Origin of the sequence: Marinomonas communis, from assembly GCF_004363305.1 — a bacterium.
In the GTDB taxonomy this organism is placed as follows: Bacteria; Pseudomonadota; Gammaproteobacteria; order Pseudomonadales; family Marinomonadaceae; genus Marinomonas; species Marinomonas communis.
This window is the reverse complement of the sequence record NZ_SNZA01000003.1, coordinates 235,776-255,956: the sequence shown is the minus strand read 5'-3', so window position 1 is coordinate 255,956 and position 20,181 is coordinate 235,776. Positions and strand designations below refer to the sequence as shown.

Sequence of the window (20,181 nt, the reverse complement as noted above, 5' to 3'; positions counted from 1 at the left end):
AATGTATCGCCTTCTTTGATAGAAAGCTATTAGCCATTAGTCCATGCCATATAAGCCTGGCAATACTAATATACTCACTAACACGGCTATCTGAATTAAGATGAACGGTATCACACCACGATAGATATCGAACGTTTTCACCGACCTAGGTGCGACCCCTTTTAAATAGAAGAGACTGAACCCAAATGGCGGTGTTAAGAATGACGTCTGTAAGTTCATCGCGATCAAAATAGCAAACCACACCATGTTGATCCCTAATGCTTCTGCAACAGGCGCTAAGATCGGTACGATAATGAAAGCAATCTCAACGAAATCGATAAAGAAGCCCAAGATCAAAATAGCGACCATTGCCAAGATAATGAAGCCCCATTTTTCACCTGGTAGGTTCAACAACACTTCTTCAACAATGTAATCACCACCGGTGTAGCTGAACGCCATAGAGAATGCCGTCGCCCCCATCAGGATAGCAAACACCATGGCCGTGACTTTAACGGTCTCTAATGCGCTATCAAACAGCATTTTCCAACTAAACTGTCGGTAAATCAGAGACAGAATCACAGCTCCTACACCGCCTAATGCTGACGACTCTGTTGGGGTAGCAATGCCGGAAAATATCGAACCCAATACAATCAAGACAAGCGCCAAAGGAGGAATGATTGCTTTTAGCGCATCACGAATCTGCTCCGAGCGTGTACCAAGAGACTCATCGTATGGGATCGCAGGCGCCAATTCAGGTTTAAGCCATGTAATCACCACAATGTATAAAATGTAACACCCGATTAATACAACCCCCGGACCAAGCGCCGCTTGGAACAAGTCACCAACTGGAATCCCTAGTACATCACCCAAGATGATCAAGATAATGGATGGCGGAATGATTTGCCCCAACGTACCTGACGCACAAATAGTGCCGCAGGCCAAAGACTTACTGTAATGATATTTCATCATAACCGGCAAAGAGATCAATCCCATTGCCACCACACTTGCACCAACGACACCAGTAGAAGCCGCAAGCAATGAGCCGACCAAAATGGTGGAGATAGCCAGACCACCACGGACACTGCCAAATAGCTTACCCATGGCCTCAAGTAGCTGTTCTGCCAATCGAGTTTTCTGTAACACAATGCCCATGAAGATAAACAAAGGCACAGCCATCATCACCGTATTTTCCATATAGCTTTGGATACGGAACGGCATGAAAGCAAACATATCCCAACCTTCAGCAAACACACCGAAAATCAGCGCCACCCCGCCAAAGGTAAATGCCACTGGGAAGCCAAATAACAGCATCACCAGCGCCACGAAAAACATAATAATACCAATCATATAAACACCTGTTGAGCGGCTAGTGTTGAATAGGTTCGTGATCGAACCCCTCGTTAGAAACGCCTCGGATGGCATTGATCGAGCGTAGGATCATGCCTAAACCACCAATCGCCATAGAGAAGAACGCGACCGGAATCGCCGACTTAATGATCCAACGAGCTGGTAAACCGCCTGGGTCACCACTGGTTTCACCTAACGCATACGCTTCCTTTGCGAAGTCCACGCCGAACCAGCCCACAAGTAACGTGAAAGGAATCAGAAAAAGAATACAACCGACCAAATCAATCCATGCTTTACCGCGCACGCTCAAGCGCTCATAGATCAAATCCACACGAACATGACCACCGGTTTGTAGACCGAACGGAATGCCCAGTAGGAAAATGGCCGAATACAAGTGCCACTCAAGCTCTTGCATACCAATTGAGACAGTATTAAAGGCGTAACGCATCAAGACGTTATAGAACACGTTGCAGAGCAACAAAATCAGCAGCAAGGCAGACAATTTACCCAGCCAAAGGGAGTAACGTCCAAGCGCCTTTTCAAGAGAAACCAGAAACATAAGGAGAGCCCCAGGGAAAACAAATTCATCAAAAAAGGCAGGACATGAAGTCGTCCTGCCTTTTAAGGGGTTAGTCAGCTAAATTATCTAAGCTGTCTAGGTAAGCACGATCCGAGATATTGGTCCAAACACGTGCTTTGGCCATGTACTCAGCTTGAGAATCCAAAATCTCTTTCGCCAATGGATCAGCCGCTGCTTTTTCCGCTAGCAATTCTTCGTTGGCTTTGTACATTGCTTTCATCACGTCTTCAGGGAACGTTTTAACTTCGATATTTGGGAACTCTTTCTTCATCGTTGCCCAGTTTTCAGCACTTTCGTGGTAAGACTGAATGTACATATCGTAAGCCGATAGTTTCATAGCACTCTTCAAGATCGTTTGTAGATCAGCTGGTAAACGCTTGAAAGAACGCTCATTAACAAGGAATTGTAACTCTGTTGCAGGCTCATGCCAGCCTGTGTAGTAGTAAGGTGCAATTTTGTGGAAGCCCATACGTAGGTCTAGTGATGGTCCCACCCACTCCAATGCATCAATCGTGCGACGCTCAAGAGCCGTGAATAATTCACCAGAAGGAATATTGGTTGGGCTAGCACCCAGTTTTGCCATGACCTCACCGGCAAAGCCAGGGATACGCATCTTCAGACCTTGTAGGTCCTCTACTGAGTTGATTTCTTTCTGGAACCAACCGCCCATTTGGTTACCCGTGTTACCACCAGGGAAAGAACGTAGACCAAATTGGCTGTACACTTTGTCTGATAGTGCTTGACCACCGCCGTAGTAGAACCAACCGTATTGCTCCGGTGTTGTCATACCAAATGGCATCGTTGTGAAGTACAACGTATTCGGCACTTTGCCTTTCCAGTAGTAAGACGCAGAGTGTCCTAGGTCGTATTGACCTGAGCGCACCATATCAAATACACCGAAAGGCGCTTTGTGCTTGTTTGCAGAGTCGATGGTGATTTTTAGGCGACCGTCTGACATTTCTTCTGCCAGTCTTGCCATTTCACGTGGCGCATCGCCAAAGATAGGGAAGTTCGCGTTCCAAGTCTCCGCCATTTTAAGACGGTACACTTTGCCATCTGCGGCTACAGAATAAGAAGCAGCGAATGTAGAAACAGTTAACGTTGCAACAGCAACGAGCTTAGATAGTTTTTGCAATGTCATTATTTTTATCCTGCCTATGGTTATTTTTATGGCACATGCCGAAGCACTGCCCTCATAATGGCGGAAAAACAGTCAATGACTCTATTCGTAAGATTACCGAAAACACCCCGTAGTTTTACCCACATAGAACTACGTATAAATACGTAGTTCTGGGGTCGTTTAGCCAAAAGCAATGTCGTGTTTCTTTGACCTAGAGCGGTGTTTGTCCAAATTTCGTGCAAAGTTGGTTTCGACCCTATAAGCGTCTCGTTATACTCCGACCACTTAATTGTTAAACAGCCTAATTTGGATCGAGGAAAAACATAGTGAGTTCGCTGATCAACCTTTTCCGTCGCAAGCTTATTACTCTTATTGGAGTGGTTGGCTTTACAGCCATGATGAGTTCAACCGTCAGCGCTATTGGCCAAAGCCCTGAAGAAATCACTGCACGCATTGCCCCTGTAGGCAAGGTTTGTATCGTAGGTGAAGAATGTGAAGTCGCGTCTGCTGCAGCCGTTGCTTCCAGTGATGGCCCTCGATCAGGCGAAGCGATTTACAAGCAATTCTGTACTGCTTGTCACTCTATCGGCGTGGCCGGTGCTCCGAAGCTTGGCGACGCGGGTGCATGGGCACCACGTGTAGCAAAAGGCTTCGACTCATTGATGAGCAATGCCATCAACGGTCTCAATGCGATGCCTCCGCGCGGTACATGTACAACATGTAGCGACGAAGAGATCCAAGGTGCGATTGAATACATGACAGAAAACAGTCAGTAATCCCCACCTACTCTAGCGTCTAACGCAGATCAAAACCAAAGAAGGAGGCACTTGCCTCCTTCTTTGGTTTAAGCGAATGTTATTCACAGCGCCTTCAAGTCATTAGGAATTCAGCATGGCTTTAAGGGCGGACAAAGAGGCTTTACCTTGCTCTTTCTTTTGCGCTTCACTTTCATCGCCACGCCCTTCCCAAACCAAGTCTTCCTCTGGTAACTCATCTAAAAAGCGACTCGGCAAGCAATCAATTTCTTCACCAAACTGGCGTCTTTTCGCCGCCATCGTGATGCAAAGTGTGCGTTTCGCACGGGTAATGCCCACATAGGCGAGTCGTCGCTCTTCTTCAATGTCATCGTTTTCAATGCTGTTTCGGTGCGGCAGCAACTCTTCTTCACAGCCAATCAGAAAGACATGGGGATACTCCAGACCTTTGGAGGCATGCAGTGTCAGTAACTGGACCTTATCCTCGTCCTCTTCTTCCTCTTGCCGTTCTAACATGTCGATCAATAATAGCTTAGAAATCGCATGGTCGAGGCCCGCATCAGCGTCGTCTTCCCAAGCACTTTCCATCATGCGTTGAATCGACTCAATCAAGAAGCGAACGTTTTCTATGCGGCGTTCCGCCGCTTTTGGCGAGCTAGCCTGCTCTTGAAGCCAACCAAAGTAATCCATGTCATGAATCATTTGCTCAATAACAGGAATTGGCGAGCCTTTTTGCAAGCGCTGACGTAAGTTTTGAATCCATGACTCGAACTCACGCAGGCGCACTAATGGCTTACCTGTGACCGTTTCATCTAGCGCTTTATCACCAGCAGCGGCGAATAAGCTCACATGCAAATGGTTAGCAAGATTACCGACTTTTTCGAGGGTTGCAGGACCAATTTCACGGCGCGGCAAGTTAATCACTCGTAGGAACGCATTGTCGTCATCAGGGTTCACCAACAGTCGTAGATACCCCATCAGATCTTTGATTTCAGCGCGCGAGAAGAACGACGAGCCACCGTTCATTTTATAAGGGATACGGTAAGCCTGTAGCTTAATTTCCAACAATCGCGCCTGATGATTACCGCGATACAAGATGGCAAAGTCTTGATATGGAATGTTGTGGCGCAAATGACGACTTTGAATCTCCGCCGCAACCCGTTCTGCTTCGGCATCCTCATTACGGGTAACCATGACACGAATGGGGTCACCAATACCAAGGTCTGACCACAAAGATTTATCATAAACGTGGGGGTTGTTAGCAATCAAAGTGTTCGCGGCTTTAAGAATCGTGCGTGTTGAACGGTAATTCTGCTCAAGCTTTACCAACTTAAGATTAGGGTAATCAACCGACAAGCGTTCGAGGTTTTCAGGGCGTGCACCACGCCAAGCATAGATCGATTGGTCATCGTCCCCTACTAAGGTAAAGCAGCGACGATCCCCCGCTAAAATACGGATCAGTTCATACTGACTGGCATTGGTATCCTGACACTCGTCCACCAACAAATAACGCACTTTGCGCTGCCACTTTTCTCGCAACAGTTGATCTGAGATCAGTAAGCTCACCGGCAATAGAATCAGATCGTCAAAATCCACTGCATTGTACGCACGAATGTAACGTTGATACTGCCCGTAAACCTGTGCCGCTAGCTGCAGCTCTTCGGTATCCGCTTGCGTGATGGCTTCCTGCGGTGGAATCAGGTCATTTTTCCAGTTAGAAATAGTGTGCTGACAAAAACCCGCAGCGTCCATTTGCCCATTGAACTCTTTGTCTAAGATCTCTTTTACCAGTGCTAATCCATCTTGCGAATCGAATAACGTGAAGCCTTCCTTCAGCCCTGCTTTGCGGTATTCCTTGCGAAGAATATTCAGCCCCAAAGTATGGAAAGTTGAGATGCTAAGACCGCGACTTTCTTCCTTCGTTAACATCCCCACCACACGCTCTTTCATTTCACGTGCCGCTTTATTGGTAAAGGTTACCGCAACAATGTTGTTGGCCTTAAAGCCACAGGTCTGGATCAAGTAAGCGATCTTGGTCGTGATTACACTGGTTTTGCCGGATCCAGCACCTGCTAATACAAGTAATGGCCCATCGATTTGCTTCACCGCTTCGAGCTGTCGCTCATTTAGGCTACGCATACGTTGGGCAATGGAGGGGACTGACTGGCTCATAGACACGACACCGAAATTTCTAAATGGTGGACTCATTCTACACCAGTCAGTGCGATTGGTTTATGCCTTTAGGGAAATATCAAAGCAAGATTCGGCGTCTTTTCTTGATTGCTTTCTTGGCAATCAAAAAGCTGCCTACCTGATGGCGCTTTAAAGTCTGCACTACAATTAAGCTTCTGCTGCTGAATAAATGTTTTTACTTCACTGGTTTGACCGATCAAATGAAAGTGCGGCAAATCGTTGATCGTATCAGGGCTTTCTATCACCTTAGCTTGGCCGTGGCTGTAAAACTGACCAGAGAAAGGACGACTATTAATGTAAAAAGCAGGCGCATCGTCTTTTATTTTCGAAAAGATCACTCGATCACTGCGGCTGTCCGCTTTGCCCATATTCAACACCAGCATCATAATCATCAGCAGTAGTGGCAACACCATTGATACGCCAGACAACCAATTGATATCACGCTTCTCAAATAGCATAGCAATCAGCACCCCTAGCGCAGGAATACCAGGCAAAACATAGGCAGGTAATATGTTGCCTGCCATGGTGAACAACAACATAGGCGAGACCAGCCACAAGAGTAAAAAGCTAAATAGACCATTCTCATGCTTGATCCATTGAGCCAGCTTTAAGCGGCGCAATAACACTAAGATGGGCAAAACAAACGACCATGGAAATGCCGCTTGTAACCAAAACCACCAGATCATACCGCGAGGCTCATCGTGTGCTGAGCCGTACAAGTCACCTTGCCAACCACTCACAACAAAGCGCTTAAAATGCTCACCAACGAGGAAATAGTCTAAAAAGCCTGGTGTTGCTTGCTCTGCCAGTAAGTACCATGGCAACGCAACGGCCAGCATTAATCCCATACCACTGATCAAAGGAAAGCGCTGCCACAACACTTTGAATGCACCAATAAAGCCATGCTGTAACCATAGCCATGGCCCTACCGCGAGCCCCATTAGCACTAACACTAATGGCCCCTTAGCCAGTAAACCGCAAGCCAAACCAAAGAAGCCTAGATACCCCCATAAACGCTGTTTTTCACCTCCCAACCAGGCGAAATAAAAGCCCATCATGGCCATTGTCAAAGATAATGTCAGAGCCATGTCGGTCATCACTGCACCGGCTGAAATCGAGAAAATACCGCACGTCGCCAACACAACCGCGGTAATCAGAGGATTAAACCCTACACGCTTCGTCATCCATGCCATCAGCAAAATGGTTAAGACGCCCGCCAGCCAGTGGGGAGCACGCACTGCAAATTCACTTAAACCAAACGTTTCTATGCCTAAGGCACTCATCCAAGTAAACAGCGGCGGTTTACCCCAAAAAGGTATGCCGTAATCAAACTGTGGCGTTAGCCAGTTACCTGTCTCGACCATAAGACGAGCCATTTCACCATAGCGAGCTTCGGTGGTGTCCATCAGTGGGTAGGTCGTCAACGACACTAAGCGCAGTAGCAAGGCAAACACCAAAATCATCCAAAGATGGCTTTCACGGAAAGTCATTTTCATGATGCACTCTCCACTGCCCAAGATGCGCTTCCTTTTGTTTGCTTAAGTGATGGTGCTTGCTCCGTCATAGACTCTACTAAATACACGGGGCGCTGCTTCACTTCTATAAAGATACGACCGATGTACTCGCCTAGCAGCCCGACAGCCAACAACTGAACACCTGCCAACGCCAACATTGCCACCATCATTGATGGATACCCTGAAACGGGATCGCCATAAGCCAGTGTCTTAAACACAATCCAAGCGCCATAAATAAATGCCATGGTTGCCGTGAGTGCACCAGCACAGGTAGCCAAGCGAAGTGGACGAATGGAGAAGGAGGTTAAGCCATCCATTGCTAGGCCTAACAGTTTGAAGAAATTCCACTTTGTTTCACCGCAAAAGCGTGCATCTCTTTCAAATGTTAGCGTCACTTGGTGATAACCAGGCCAACTAAAGAGCCCTTTCATATAGCGGTTTCGTTCTGGCAACTGATTAAGCTTTTCCACCACTCGGGCGCTTAGCAACCTGAAGTCACCAACGTTCTCTGGAATATCCAATGCCGCCAACCGGTTTAACAATTTATAAAACAGAGCGGCGGAAGTGCGCTTAAACCAGCTTTCCCCTAGACGTGAAGAGCGTTTCATATTGACCACATCCGCTCCCGCACGCCATGCAGCAACCATCTCAGGGATACATTCTGGAGGATCTTGTAGGTCGGCATCGATCAAGATCACCGCTGCGCCCCTTGCATGCTCAAGGCCAGCACTCATCGCACACTCTTTGCCAAAATTTCGGCTCAATGCGATACAACGCACATGACTATTCGGTGAACTAAACTGTTTCACTAAACTGAGGGATTGATCCGAACTTCCATCATCCACATAAATGATCTCGCTGCTGTCAGGCATTGTTTTCAGCACCGCTGTTAATCGACGATGAAATTCTGGCAACACCTCTTGTTCATTAAAAAACGGTACAATCACTGATAAGGTAATGGCTAACGGACGGCTGGACACAGGGGCTATTTTGCCCCTCTTAATTTGTGCACTGTAATGGGATGACATGGCTGAGTCGGCTCCTGATGGAATCAAAGTTCACTCAGTCTAAAAAAGGTGCTGTGAATAACTTGTTATTGACGTTTTTTTCACGCTTTTCTGGCCATAATTAACTCAGCCACGCCAGTATTTGGAGAATGATTGTGCCGCGGGTTTTACTCATCGAAGACAACCGAGAAATAGCCGGTATGCTATTTGATTTTTTTGAATACAATGGCTTGGAGCTGGATTACGCAGACAATGGTGAACTAGGCCTAAAGCTAGCATTAGAGAACACATTTGATCTTATCTTGCTGGATTTGATGCTGCCCCGTATCGACGGTATTACCCTATGCCAGCGCTTACGTGAAACAGGAGATAGCACCCCGATATTGATGTTGACCGCCATGGACAGTCAAAAGGACGAAATCCAAGGATTGAACGTCGGTGCAGACGATTATCTGACTAAGCCTTTCGACCTAGAAATTTTACAAGCTCGCATGCAAGCTTTGATGCGCCGCCATTCAGGTGCTGTGGCGGCCAACGAATTACACTATCAAGATATCACCTTGCACCTCAAAACAGGTAAGGCCTACCGTCAAGGAAAGCTGCTCGTTTTAACGCCAACTACTTTTACCCTGCTAAAAATGCTGGTATCAGCCGCACCAAATTTAGTCACTAAGGAAGAAATGGCTTATCAGCTTTGGGGAGAAGACAAGCCCAGCCAAGACGTTTTACGCAGCCATATTTATCAGCTACGTAGTCAATTGGACAAACCCTTTGAGAGTCAAATCTTAAAAACTCGACCTAAAATTGGTTTTTACCTAGAGGGCGACCAGTAATGCCATCCTTCTTTCAAAACACCAAAAGTATGACGGGTAGGCTGGCGGTGTTTTTTACCCTAGTCGCCATTGTAGTGGGTATTTTTTGTGTCGCACTGATCAGCTTAGTTCTGACCTGGTCAGAAGATCGCGTCGGTGAACGACGTATTATGATTGATAAACAGCAGGCCATTCAGTACTTCTTGGCCCACCCAAAGGAAACCTCCGTCCAACTCGACACCCTGACCTCCGCTTTTCATGGTTGGCAGGATGTACCCGCAGCATTGCAAACTGAGTTAAAGGATCAAGGCGATTTTTTAGGAGAAACAGGGGAAGGTGAAGATTCTAGGATGATTCTAAGTACCACATTCACTTTACGTGGTGCTGAACAGCAACTGATCTTAGTATCTCGCATTGAAGAAATAGAAATCACACAACAAGAATTCATTAATGTTATCGCCATTGTCCTTGGCTTAGTCGTACTTTTGATTGGCGCGTTTACCGCTATTTTAACGCGCATTTCTAAAAGCTTGATCCGTCCCGTAAACGATTTGTGTGAACAGCTTGAACAACACCAAGGTAATATTCACCATGCCTTCCAAGTTCCAAGTGGCGCTGCCCAAGAGTTCCAAACGCTGACTCAAACGCTAAACCAATACCGCACAGAGATGGATCAACTTATTAAACGGGAACAAGCCTTCGCCCGTTACGCCAGCCATGAGTTAAGGACCCCTCTTACGGTCATGAAAGGCTCTAGTAGTTTGTTGGCAAAAGAAACCAGCACCCCATTCGCCAAGCGCCAACTAGGTAGGATCCAACATGCCACCGAGCAAATGCTGACCATGGTGGATGCCTTACTTGGCTTGGTACGCTATGAGAAAAGTCAAACAAATGCCCCTCTGCGCACGATCGAGGCAAACGAAATACTCAACATAGTGCAAAAGAATCAAGCCCAAGCAGACGCTAAAAAATTGCAGCTAAGATCCGACATTCATGGCTCACCTATGACGCAAGCGACACCAGCGATCTTGGAAATGGTACTCGGTAACTTATTACGCAATAGCATCGCCGCTTCAAGCTCAGGCGACATCACCGTCAGCATGACGGATACCAGTATCACTGTAACGGATGAAGGTGAAGGATATGCCCCGTCCGAAAACAGTACAGGCCATGGCTTAGGTCTACTGATTGTTCAGGACTTATGTCAACGATACGGCTGGGGATTTTCTATTAGAAACCGCATGGAGGGTGGCTGTGAAGCCACCCTCCGCTTACCGGTCATAACACTTGAATAAGCGTTAATTGAAAACTAAGTATTACAGGCTTTCGGCAGCGGTTTGTGATTGCTCCGGTTGCACATGAGTTGGCTTTTTACTCCAGTAACTTGCAATCAGAGAGCCTGAAATATTGTGCCAAACACTGAAAATTGATCCAGGTAGCGCCGCAGCCGGTGTAAAGAATTTAACCGCCAACGCGGAAGCCAAGCCAGAGTTCTGTAGGCCAACTTCAAACGCAATGGTGCGACACACTTTCTTATCAAAACCAAGTGCATAAGTTACCCAGTAACCTAATGTCAGGCCGATACCGTTATGCAAGATCACTGCTACAGCCACCAAAGCGCCCACAGCGGCAATTTTCTCCGAACTTAGCGCAACCACAATAGCGATAATAAACACAATCGCAAACATGGACACGTAGGGTAAAACAAACTCAGCTTTGCGCACTAATTGGTGAGCGAAGGTATTAATCAACACCCCTAACGCCACTGGGATCAATACAATTTTCACCAAGCTGATCAACATAGATTGAACGGGGACGTCGACACTCGTACCAATCATCAGTGAAACCAATAAAGGTGTTAGCACTACTCCTAGCAAGGTCGAGATAGCCGTCATAGAGATAGACAAAGCGGTGTCCCCCTTTGCGAGGTAGCACATCACGTTTGAAGATGTGCCGCCGGCCACACTGCCGACCAACAACATCCCTACGGTCAATTCACTATCAAAACCAAACATGGTGGCAATCAACAATGCGGTAATTGGCATGACTAAAAACTGCAGTAGAACACCGACGGCAACGGCTTTGCCATTTTTACCGACACGCTTAAAGTCACTGGCACTTAGGGTCAAGCCCATCGCCAGCATAATGATCATCAGTAAAGGTAAAATATACCCTTTAAAATCAATAAAAAAACTTGGTTGAATCATAGCTAAAGCGGACAACAAAACCGCCCAAACTGGAAACAGTTGGATAATCATGAAGGGGTCTCCCAATCGTTATTATTAGAATCCAAGCAGCACCTTGGCAAAACGCCCCACAGCAGTGCTACTAAGGCCCGCTAGTTTACATATTGTTACATTGCATCAACATTCTTCGGGCTATGTCTTCCCTGTTTTATCCTTAGTTCACCCAGCTAATCGCCCGTGGTATGGCGGGTTCTGACCACAAAAAACGTTGAATCACTATATTGTAACTAATGTAATAATGATTTTTGCTTTTAAGCGCATATGAGAAACATTATCATACATTGAATTTATTATGCTAAGAGCCGTTTGATTATGCTGATTTCCACGTTTAAACAACTAGGATTGCTTCTTTGTAGTGTTTTACTTGCTACAAACGTTCACGCTGTCACAGTCGAAGACAGTAAAGGCAGTTTCTCATTAGACTATGCGCCACAACGAATCGTGGTATTGGAATTCTCATTTGCAGACGCGTTGGCTGCGGTAGGCGTTGCCCCTGTTGGTATCGCTGATGACAAAGACAAAAACCGCGTTTTACCAGAAGTTCGTGACATCATCGGCGATTGGCAGTCAGTCGGTACACGTTCACAACCTAGCTTAGAAGTGATCGCTTCGTTAAAGCCTGATCTTATTATTGCCGATATTTCTAGACATGAAGCGGTCTACGATGACTTAAAGAAAATCGCGCCAACGCTGATTTTGCCATCGCGCCGTGAGACTTATTCAGACAATCTAAAAGCGGCCGCCATCATTGGTAAAATCGTTGGCAAAGAACAGGCGATGCAAGAGCGACTCGCGCTTCACCGCGACAAGATGGCTAATATGGCTAAGCAACTTCCCAGCCAAGCCACCGTCCAATTTGGCGTAGCACGAGCAGATGCCCTGTTTCTTCATACCGCAGATTCTTATGCTGGTGGTGTTATCCAAGCTCTAGGCATGCAAACACCGCAATCGGATCGTGATGATTCAGCCTATCGTCAAACGAGCTTAGAGCAGCTACTGGCGATTAACCCAAATTACTTCATTGTCGGTCATTACACACAGCCAAGCATTGTCGACAAATGGCAAAGCGAGCCGCTGTGGCAAGTGTTGCAAGCCGTTCAAAACAAGCATATTTACTCCGTCAATCCAAACGTTTGGTCACGCTGTCGCGGCATCATGGCTGCAGAGCACATGGCAAAGGATCTGCTCACTATATTTAACAAGCCTTAAGCCATTCTTATGACCCGACCATTTTATGGGTTGACCATTGTCTTAGCCGCCATCCTTTTATTGCTATTAGGATGGTGGAATTTGTTTGCATGGTCCGTTATTCCCATTCAAGCACAAGATGTTTGGCTCAGTCTGACGCATTTTGACAGCCAGTCCATTAGTCATCGAATTGTGCAAGATCTTCGTCTGCCACGCTTGCTCACCGCTATGTTTGTCGGAGCTTGTCTAGCGACGGCTGGTACGATTATGCAAGGCCTCACTCGTAATCCTCTGGCTGCGCCATCAGTACTTGGTATCAATGCTGGTGCGGCGTTAGGCATGGCGCTGGTTTCGACTTTACCTATCCTCTATGGCGCATTGAGTACATCTCTCGCCGCCATGATAGGTGGCGGTGTTGCTTGGTTGTTGGTCATGTTACTCGGTAACAGTTGGCGCATCGGTGGCAACGAACATGGACGCTTGGTATTAGCCGGTGTGGCCATTTCCGCTCTGTGTGCCGCATTGACCAAAGCGGTTGTCATTATGGAGGAAGATCAAGCCGCAGGGGTGCTAACTTGGTTAACGGGAAGCCTTGCCGATGCACGTTGGCAAACTTGGCAGCATTATTGGCCTTTTGCACTGGCAGGGTTATTCGGGGCGCTCTTGTTGACCCCTTCTCTGAACCTTCTGCAATTGGGCGAAGAGCATGCCCGCAACCTAGGCGCCAATCTTTTGCGCAGTAAACTATTTGGCAGTTTTCTAGTATTGCTGCTGGTAGGCACCACCATTAGTGCTGTCGGTAGCATTGGCTTTATTGGCTTAATCGTTCCACATATGGCGCGCTTATTAGTAGGGCAAGACTTTCGTATTTTCTTGCCAGTCGCCATGTTACTCGGAGCGACGCTGGTGACACTAGCCGATACCTTGAGCCGAGCCATCAGCTACCCAATGGAAACCCCAGCGGGAGCCATCTTGGCATTGATCGGTGCGCCCTTCTTTATCTATTTAGTGCGAAAGCGAACCCTATGACCGCACAACGTTTCTTTCCAATTGCTGTAATCACTCTGCTGCTCCTTGCCCTAGCTAATCTCATGTTTGGGGCCGTTTCGCTATCTGTAGAGGAGGTGTGGAAAGGGCTATACGCCAGTTCAGAGAATCACTTCACCATTTACGAATACCGTCTGCCGCGTATTTTTCTAGCCATATTAGTCGGAGCGGGACTTGCGCTCTCTGGCGCATTAGTTCAAGGGGTCATCCGTAACCCCCTCGCTTCACCAGACGTTTTAGGGGTCGGTCATGGGGCTGGTCTAGCAGCGGTTTGCTATATGACTTTCTTTAGTGAGGCATCAACGAGATGGCTGCCTGAAGTGGCTTTGGCAGGGGGGATTTTGGCAGCGCTGGTACTTTGGTATCTCTGTGGTGCCCGCAGCAGTGCCATTAAGCTGGCTATCACTGGGGTGGCGCTGGCCGCACTTTGGGCCAGCTGTATTGATTTTCTAATGTTGACTAAACCACTAGAAATCAACAACGCCTTGTTGTGGTTAACCGGTAGTTTATGGGGCCGTGGCTGGGCACAACTGCAAGCCTTACTGCCATGGTTTGTGCTTATCCCTCTGGCGTTAGGGCTGAGCAAATACTTGAACTTGCTCGATCTTGGTGATGACAGCGCCATCAGCTTAGGTGCCAGACCACAGCACTTGCGACTTCTTGCGCTTGCGATTGCCGTGGCATTAACCGCTGCTTGTGTGTCAATTTGTGGCCCGATTGGTTTTCTTGGTTTAGTCGCGCCTCATCTAACGCGCAAATTAGTGGGCGGTCGCCATCAACCACTACTGCCCGCCACCATGTTAACCGGAGCTTGTTTATTACTCGCTGCGGATTTAGCGGCACGAACTCTAGATCCGCCGATTGAACTGCCTGCGGGTATTCTAACCGCCATTATTGGTGCGCCCTATTTCCTTTGGCTCCTGTTGAGGATGAAGTAATTATGTCTCTAAGCGCTCATAAACTCAGTGTTGGCTACCATGGTCAAACGATCGTTAAAGAGATGGATTTAACACTGCCCGATGGAAAGTTCATCGCTCTGTTAGGACCCAATGGTTGTGGTAAATCGACCTTATTAAAATGCTTTGCGCGCATCTTACCGGCGATGTCTGGTGAAGCTCACTGGCAAGGCAAAAACTTACATCATTACCCTTCGAAACAATTATCGAAAGAACTGGCACTGCTGCCGCAAACACAACCCATCCCAGAGGGCATTAAGGTCAAAGACTTGGTCGCCTATGGTCGCAGCCCTTATACCGGTTTTTGGGGAAAACTTAGCCAGCAAGATCATCAGATCGTTGAGCAGATGATGCAGCAGACAGGCACTTTCGAACTTAAAGAAAAACTGGTCAGCGAATTGTCCGGCGGGCAGCGTCAGCGCGTTTGGCTGGCCATGGTCTTAGCGCAAGACACGCCTTACCTGTTACTCGATGAGCCTACCACTTACATGGATATCAACCACCAAGTGGAATTGATGCATCAACTGCAGATGCTTAATCAACAGGGCAAAACCATCATTACCGTGCTGCACGATATCAACCAAGCTGCACGCTATTGCGATCATCTGGTGGTAATGAAATCCGGTGAGCTGAAATATCAAGGCTCTCCTGAAGAGGTACTGACCTCAGCCATGCTCCAAGACGTATTTTCTTTGCAAGCACAAATTCACCGAGATCCTGTCTCCAACACGCCAATGTGTGTGGTGGAAGACTGATCTCCCCCTTCATATTAATCCATAAAGACTAAGGCATTATGAAATATCCGATCCTTTCTTCCAGTCTATTGCTTCTGTCAGTTCCTCTGATGGCGGCGAGTAATGACAACGACAACCTTTCAGATGAGCAGCTCGATACTCTAATTGTCACAGGACGTGCCCTATCACATTACAAGGAAGAAACCGCGACGATTGGCTCGCGAACGGATACGCAAATCGACAAAACACCACAGTCGGTACAAGTGCTGACAGAAACATTGATTGAAGATCAAGCCGCTCATCAAGTAACCGATTTATATCGCTCTATTTCAGGTGTATCACAAGATAATGTTTCTACCGTGACGTTCCGTGGCTTTCACCAAGATGAGCAACTCTACGATGGTATGCGCGGCAACCCTTACAAAGAGTTTTTCACGGTTCCTCAGCTAGTCAACGTTGAAGAAGTGCAGGCTATCAAAGGCCCTGCTGGTGCTTTATATGGTGCTGGTGAGCCTGGCGGCGTTATTAATTACGTTTCCAAAAAACCGACTTATGAGCCTGAAACCTTTATCAAACTTGGCGCGGGTAATAAGGATTACCACTCAGCTCAGTTCTCAAGCTCTGGTCCTGTGAACGAAGATGCGAGCCAACGTTACCGTATCTCTCTATATCAGGATGAAAGCGGCTCTTATCGCAACAACGTCGACCAAGACAATCAAAACATTGATCTTGGCTACGCTTGGGACATTTCCGACGACTCTACGCTCACCGTGCAATACACTAATATTGATCAAACACTTCATGGTGCTCGTCTTCGTGGTATCCCAACAGACGATGATGGCAACTTCTTAGCAGACGATTCATGGAACGCGAATGAGCCGGGCGACTACCAAGCATTAGACGCCGAGACATTCCAAGCTAAGCTAGAGCAATACTTAACTCAGGACGTCTCTTGGGACTTGGGGCTGCGCTATTTTAAAGGTGAAGAGGCTCAGAAATACCATGAATCACGCGGTTTAACCGATACAGATAACGACGGTGTCGACGATGCTATCCGTCGCCAATACCGTGATCAGTTACGTACCAATGAAGGCGTCACGTTATCGAGTAATCTAGTGTTTGATTTGGACGATCATACGATCTTAGTCGGAACCGATTACACCCGTAATACTTATGATTACTTATATTACCGCTCCAACAATCCAGACACGTTAAGTTTAGCGAACCCAGTGTATGATGCGGATACCAGTGCCTATAGTATGTCGCTAGTCCAAAATAACAGTACGGTTTCGCAACAAATCGGGTTACTACTACAAGACCAGTGGGCTGTAACAGAGAAGTTAGACCTAGTTGCTGGCGTACGTCTTAATTACTTTGATCAAGACTTCGTTGATAACACCAATAGTTCAAACAATGCCGATTACTCAGATCAAGGTGTCGACACACGTGTAGGTGCCACTTACCAGCTGAATCAGCACATTAAGCCTTACACTTCTTTCTCAACTGGTTACCAGCCACAAAGTGCGAGCGATCAGCAAGCCTCTTCTGGCGGGCCATTTGACGCAGAAGAAAGCCAACAGATGGAAGCTGGGGTTCGTACATATTGGTTAGATAATCGCTTGAATGTAAACTTTGCGGTGTACCACATTATTCGTGAGAACATCTTGCAAGAAGATCCTAATGACAGCGATCTATTGATCGCTTTAGGTAAAGTGCGCAGTCAAGGAGCGGAAATTGATGTGTTGGCAGATATTACCAATCGTTGGGTAGCAAACTTAAGCTATGCCTACAACGACACAGTTATCAAAGACGCCAATGCAGACGACGGCATTCAATTTGCTGCGGGCGATTCACGTCGCTTCTCGAACTCACCGTTGCATCAATTAGGTCTTTGGACACGTTACGACCTGCCGAGCTTATCTTCGTCTGTGTCCGTAGGCGCTGAGTACGTTAGTCAGCAGTACAATCGCGATCACCAAAAGGTCAAACCTTACACGGTTTATGATGCGACATGGCAAACACAGATCGATGCTTGGACCTTACAAGCCACGATCAAGAACCTAACAGATGAGGTGTACGCTACCTCTGGCTTTAACCGCAACATCGGTTCGAACCTAGGCGAGCGCCGCCGCATTTACCTAAGCGCACAATACGACTTCTAAAGAGTCTTACAAGAGTGTGTGGCCTGCGCCACACACTCTTAGCACCTTCACTTGCTTGAGAAACATTAAGCGCCGCCTACCACCGCGGCGAGGGTTTTCTCCATTTTGCGGTAGCTTAGTGACTCCATTAAGTGCTTACGCTCAACGGTTTTACCTTCTAAATCGGCTAACGTTAATGCCACCCGCAGTACTCGATGATAGGCCCTTGCTGAGAGTTTTAAGCGCTCTAATGCTTGCTGCATAAATTTCTTATCGTCATCACTCAAAGCACAAATTCGCTCTAAATCACGACCATTTAAATGGGCATTTTGCACGCCCTGTCGCGTGCGCTGACGGGTCACTGCCGCCTCGACTCGCTCTCGCACGGCAGCACTGGGTTCACCCACTTCAGTTTGATTCACCAATACATCCGTAGGCAAAGGCGGCACCTCTACATGCAGGTCGATACGATCTAAAAACGGTGCGGATAGTTTGCGTAGGTATTTTTGGCTAGCGCTGGACTGATAGTAATCCGCACCACCACTGTATGCTTCATTGCTTGCATTCATGGCAGCGACAAGCTGAAACCTCGCGGGATAAGACATCTGACCTCTGGCTCTAGAAAGGTGCACCTCGCCATTTTCAAGGGGCTCTCTCAATACTTCTAAGACCTTACGGTCGAATTCTGGTAACTCATCTAAAAAAAGTACGCCACAATGACTAAGGGAGGCTTCCCCTGGTTTGGGCATAGAGCCGCCCCCCACTAAAGCTGCTGCGGAGCTAGAATGGTGCGGGCTACGAAAGGGGCGTTCAGACCAATGCCAGTCCACTCCCATTTTACGACCCGATACAGATTGAACCGCAGCGACTTCAAGGGCTTCTGACTCGGTCATCCTTGGCATAATGCCTGGTAATCGAGAAGCCAACATGGTTTTCCCAGTGCCTGGCGGGCCGATAAAAAGTAAATTATGTGACCCGGCCGCGGCTACTTCTAATGCCCGTCTTGCTTGATATTGTCCCTTAACATCTGCCATGTCTTTTAAGGTATTGACCGTTCTAGTTTGTGAGACATCAACGGAGCAGCGCTGTAGCGTAGCACTTTTGATCAATGCAGCCGTCACCTGGGTTAGGTGATTCGCAAAATAGACTTCGTGATCCACAAGTCCCGCTTCGTTACAGTTATCAGCTGGCACAATGGCTTTTCTTTGTGCTTCTTTTGCTGCCATCACAGATGGCAATACCCCTGTTACGCCCCTTAGATCACCAGACAAAGCAAGCTCGCCAATGAATTCCGTGTCGCGCAGTTGGATCTCCCCTAACTGACCCGAGGCCAATAAAATACTGATCGCAATGGCCAAATCATAGCGTCCCCCTTCTTTGGGTAAATCCGCCGGAGCAAGGTTGATCGTTATGCGTCGTAAAGGGAATTCGAAATGACTATTGATGATGGCACTGCGAACGCGATCCTTTGATTCTCGAACCGCTGCTTCAGGTAAACCGACGATATTTAAAGAAGGTAAACCATTAGAAATATGTGTTTCCACCGTGACCAACGGGGCGGACACCCCGACTCGGGCACGACTGTAGATCGTTGCTAGGCTCATAATCTCTCCTTGATGATTCGCCAACGCATCCAACTTTTAATCCTGCACGTATCCTTACGCGAGTTCACTCTTACAAAACTAACTATCTAACAGAAGTAGTCATGACCAAAAAGTTGAATCCAAATAAATTATTGCTCTCTAAGTGGACAGCGACTCGCCCGAAGAACAAAGAGAAGCATTTTATCGTCACCGAATTGATTCGTAACGAAGATGAGCAAGTTACCGATATTATTCTTGAAGCAGTTTACACGAAGAATGCTTATCAACTATCGTGGCAGACACTGCTTGATGATCTCTGGCAACAAGGCTGGAAGTAGCCCATCGAATCTGAATCAGTTACTTCGACTCAGTGTCTTCAAGTTCAGCCAGTCTCGCCTCAAGTTGTGCCAGTTTTTCACGGTACTTTTGCAACATAGCGGCTTGTACTTCGAACTCTTCTCGCGTGACCAGATCCATCTTAGTAAGCGTGTCTTTCGCAACTTGCTGAAGCTGAGTTTGAATCTCTTCAGCAGGCAGTTTACCTAATGTATTGGCAGCCTGCTCTAGGCCAGTCCCTAATTGCTTAATGAATTGATCGATCATAGTTTCCTCATCGTTCATGTTGGTATAGCGCTAAGTATAATGGCTCTACAGCCCCGCGTCTTTACACATTTCTAGATTAAACATCGACTGGTCAATGCGTCGTTTTTGTGCACTAGCGCAATACCCTGAACTTAAAAAGCTCGTCCAATCTATAAAATCGCACACCATTAGGGCAGTTAATTATCCTGTAAAACCAACTAAAACAACTAAATAGTTTCGCACGCTCTTCAATATTCAACACATGACACTAAATCGCACCATTTTAAAGCGAGCGCACCAGCATAATGTGTGCACCACTTCGTGAAGCAAATGCGCAAAAAATGTCACACATTCTTTACAACCCTTACCAGACAAGGGCTAGACAGTTTTTCAGGCA

General features: G+C 47.2%; 18 protein-coding genes. 9 read left to right on the top strand and 9 right to left on the bottom strand.

The window, feature by feature from the left end:
- Positions 1-36 precede the first annotated feature (36 nt).
- From C8D85_RS10200 to C8D85_RS10190, 3 genes are all read right to left on the bottom strand, one after another.
- Positions 37-1,326: a TRAP transporter large permease gene (locus C8D85_RS10200; protein ID WP_133562320.1), complete on the bottom strand. Its 1,290-nt coding sequence runs from the start codon at positions 1,324-1,326 to the stop codon at positions 37-39.
- A gap of 19 nt (positions 1,327-1,345) precedes the next feature.
- A complete protein-coding gene (locus tag C8D85_RS10195) occupies positions 1,346-1,885 on the bottom strand; it encodes a TRAP transporter small permease subunit (protein WP_133562318.1) in 540 nt (179 codons plus the stop codon).
- 70 nt (positions 1,886-1,955) lie between these two features.
- Complete coding sequence (locus C8D85_RS10190; protein WP_133562316.1) at positions 1,956-3,047, bottom strand: TRAP transporter substrate-binding protein; 1,092 nt, start codon at positions 3,045-3,047, stop codon at positions 1,956-1,958.
- A 305-nt stretch (positions 3,048-3,352) separates the two neighbouring features.
- On the opposite strand from C8D85_RS10190, the gene C8D85_RS10185 reads away from it, so the two are divergent.
- Positions 3,353-3,802: a c-type cytochrome gene (locus tag C8D85_RS10185; protein WP_244936989.1), complete on the top strand. Its 450-nt coding sequence runs from the start codon at positions 3,353-3,355 to the stop codon at positions 3,800-3,802.
- A gap of 102 nt (positions 3,803-3,904) precedes the next feature.
- Here C8D85_RS10185 and rep read toward each other — a convergent pair whose 3' ends face one another.
- From rep to C8D85_RS10170, 3 genes are all read right to left on the bottom strand, one after another.
- Positions 3,905-5,953 carry a DNA helicase Rep gene (rep, locus tag C8D85_RS10180; RefSeq protein ID WP_133562314.1) on the bottom strand — a complete coding sequence of 683 codons (2,049 nt, stop codon included), beginning with the start codon at positions 5,951-5,953 and terminating at the stop codon, positions 3,905-3,907.
- A gap of 68 nt (positions 5,954-6,021) precedes the next feature.
- On the bottom strand, positions 6,022-7,470 hold the full coding sequence (locus C8D85_RS10175) for an ArnT family glycosyltransferase (RefSeq protein WP_244936988.1): 1,449 nt from the start codon (positions 7,468-7,470) through the stop codon (positions 6,022-6,024).
- The gene (locus tag C8D85_RS10170; protein WP_133562312.1) at positions 7,467-8,516 is read right to left on the bottom strand and encodes a glycosyltransferase family 2 protein; all 1,050 of its coding nucleotides are present in this window, start codon (positions 8,514-8,516) and stop codon (positions 7,467-7,469) included. The genes C8D85_RS10175 and C8D85_RS10170 overlap by 4 nt, the downstream gene beginning before the upstream one ends.
- A gap of 134 nt (positions 8,517-8,650) precedes the next feature.
- Between C8D85_RS10170 and C8D85_RS10165 the strand changes: the two genes are divergently transcribed.
- Positions 8,651-9,328: a response regulator transcription factor gene (locus C8D85_RS10165; protein ID WP_133562310.1), complete on the top strand. Its 678-nt coding sequence runs from the start codon at positions 8,651-8,653 to the stop codon at positions 9,326-9,328.
- The gene (locus C8D85_RS10160; protein WP_211342174.1) at positions 9,328-10,602 is read left to right on the top strand and encodes a sensor histidine kinase; all 1,275 of its coding nucleotides are present in this window, start codon (positions 9,328-9,330) and stop codon (positions 10,600-10,602) included. Before C8D85_RS10165 ends, C8D85_RS10160 begins: the two co-directional genes overlap by 1 nt.
- 21 nt (positions 10,603-10,623) lie before the next feature.
- Here C8D85_RS10160 and C8D85_RS10155 read toward each other — a convergent pair whose 3' ends face one another.
- A complete protein-coding gene (locus tag C8D85_RS10155; protein ID WP_133562308.1) occupies positions 10,624-11,565 on the bottom strand; it encodes a bile acid:sodium symporter family protein in 942 nt (313 codons plus the stop codon).
- 300 nt (positions 11,566-11,865) lie between these two features.
- On the opposite strand from C8D85_RS10155, the gene C8D85_RS10150 reads away from it, so the two are divergent.
- Genes C8D85_RS10150 through C8D85_RS10130 form a run of 5 tightly spaced genes read left to right on the top strand, consistent with a single transcriptional unit; the run spans position 11,866 to position 17,640 of the window.
- Positions 11,866-12,762 carry a Fe(3+) dicitrate ABC transporter substrate-binding protein gene (locus C8D85_RS10150; protein ID WP_133562306.1) on the top strand — a complete coding sequence of 299 codons (897 nt, stop codon included), beginning with the start codon at positions 11,866-11,868 and terminating at the stop codon, positions 12,760-12,762.
- A gap of 9 nt (positions 12,763-12,771) precedes the next feature.
- Positions 12,772-13,770: an iron chelate uptake ABC transporter family permease subunit gene (locus tag C8D85_RS10145; RefSeq protein WP_133562304.1), complete on the top strand. Its 999-nt coding sequence runs from the start codon at positions 12,772-12,774 to the stop codon at positions 13,768-13,770.
- A complete protein-coding gene (fecD, locus tag C8D85_RS10140) occupies positions 13,767-14,726 on the top strand; it encodes a Fe(3+) dicitrate ABC transporter permease subunit FecD (protein WP_133562302.1) in 960 nt (319 codons plus the stop codon). The genes C8D85_RS10145 and fecD overlap by 4 nt, the downstream gene beginning before the upstream one ends.
- A gap of 2 nt (positions 14,727-14,728) precedes the next feature.
- Positions 14,729-15,499: a Fe(3+) dicitrate ABC transporter ATP-binding protein FecE gene (gene fecE, locus C8D85_RS10135; protein WP_133562300.1), complete on the top strand. Its 771-nt coding sequence runs from the start codon at positions 14,729-14,731 to the stop codon at positions 15,497-15,499.
- A 38-nt stretch (positions 15,500-15,537) separates the two neighbouring features.
- Positions 15,538-17,640: a TonB-dependent siderophore receptor gene (locus C8D85_RS10130; protein WP_133562298.1), complete on the top strand. Its 2,103-nt coding sequence runs from the start codon at positions 15,538-15,540 to the stop codon at positions 17,638-17,640.
- A 65-nt stretch (positions 17,641-17,705) separates the two neighbouring features.
- On the opposite strand, the gene C8D85_RS10125 is transcribed toward C8D85_RS10130, so the two are convergent.
- A complete protein-coding gene (locus tag C8D85_RS10125) occupies positions 17,706-19,223 on the bottom strand; it encodes a YifB family Mg chelatase-like AAA ATPase (protein WP_133562296.1) in 1,518 nt (505 codons plus the stop codon).
- A 101-nt stretch (positions 19,224-19,324) separates the two neighbouring features.
- Between C8D85_RS10125 and C8D85_RS10120 the strand changes: the two genes are divergently transcribed.
- Positions 19,325-19,540, top strand: a complete 216-nt coding sequence (locus C8D85_RS10120; RefSeq protein ID WP_133562294.1) for a TIGR02450 family Trp-rich protein — start codon at positions 19,325-19,327, stop codon at positions 19,538-19,540.
- A gap of 19 nt (positions 19,541-19,559) precedes the next feature.
- Here the strand turns inward: C8D85_RS10120 and C8D85_RS10115 are convergent, their stop codons facing one another.
- Positions 19,560-19,805, bottom strand: coding sequence for an accessory factor UbiK family protein (locus C8D85_RS10115; protein WP_133562292.1), 246 nt, complete (start codon positions 19,803-19,805; stop codon positions 19,560-19,562).
- Positions 19,806-20,181: the final 376 nt, after the last annotated feature.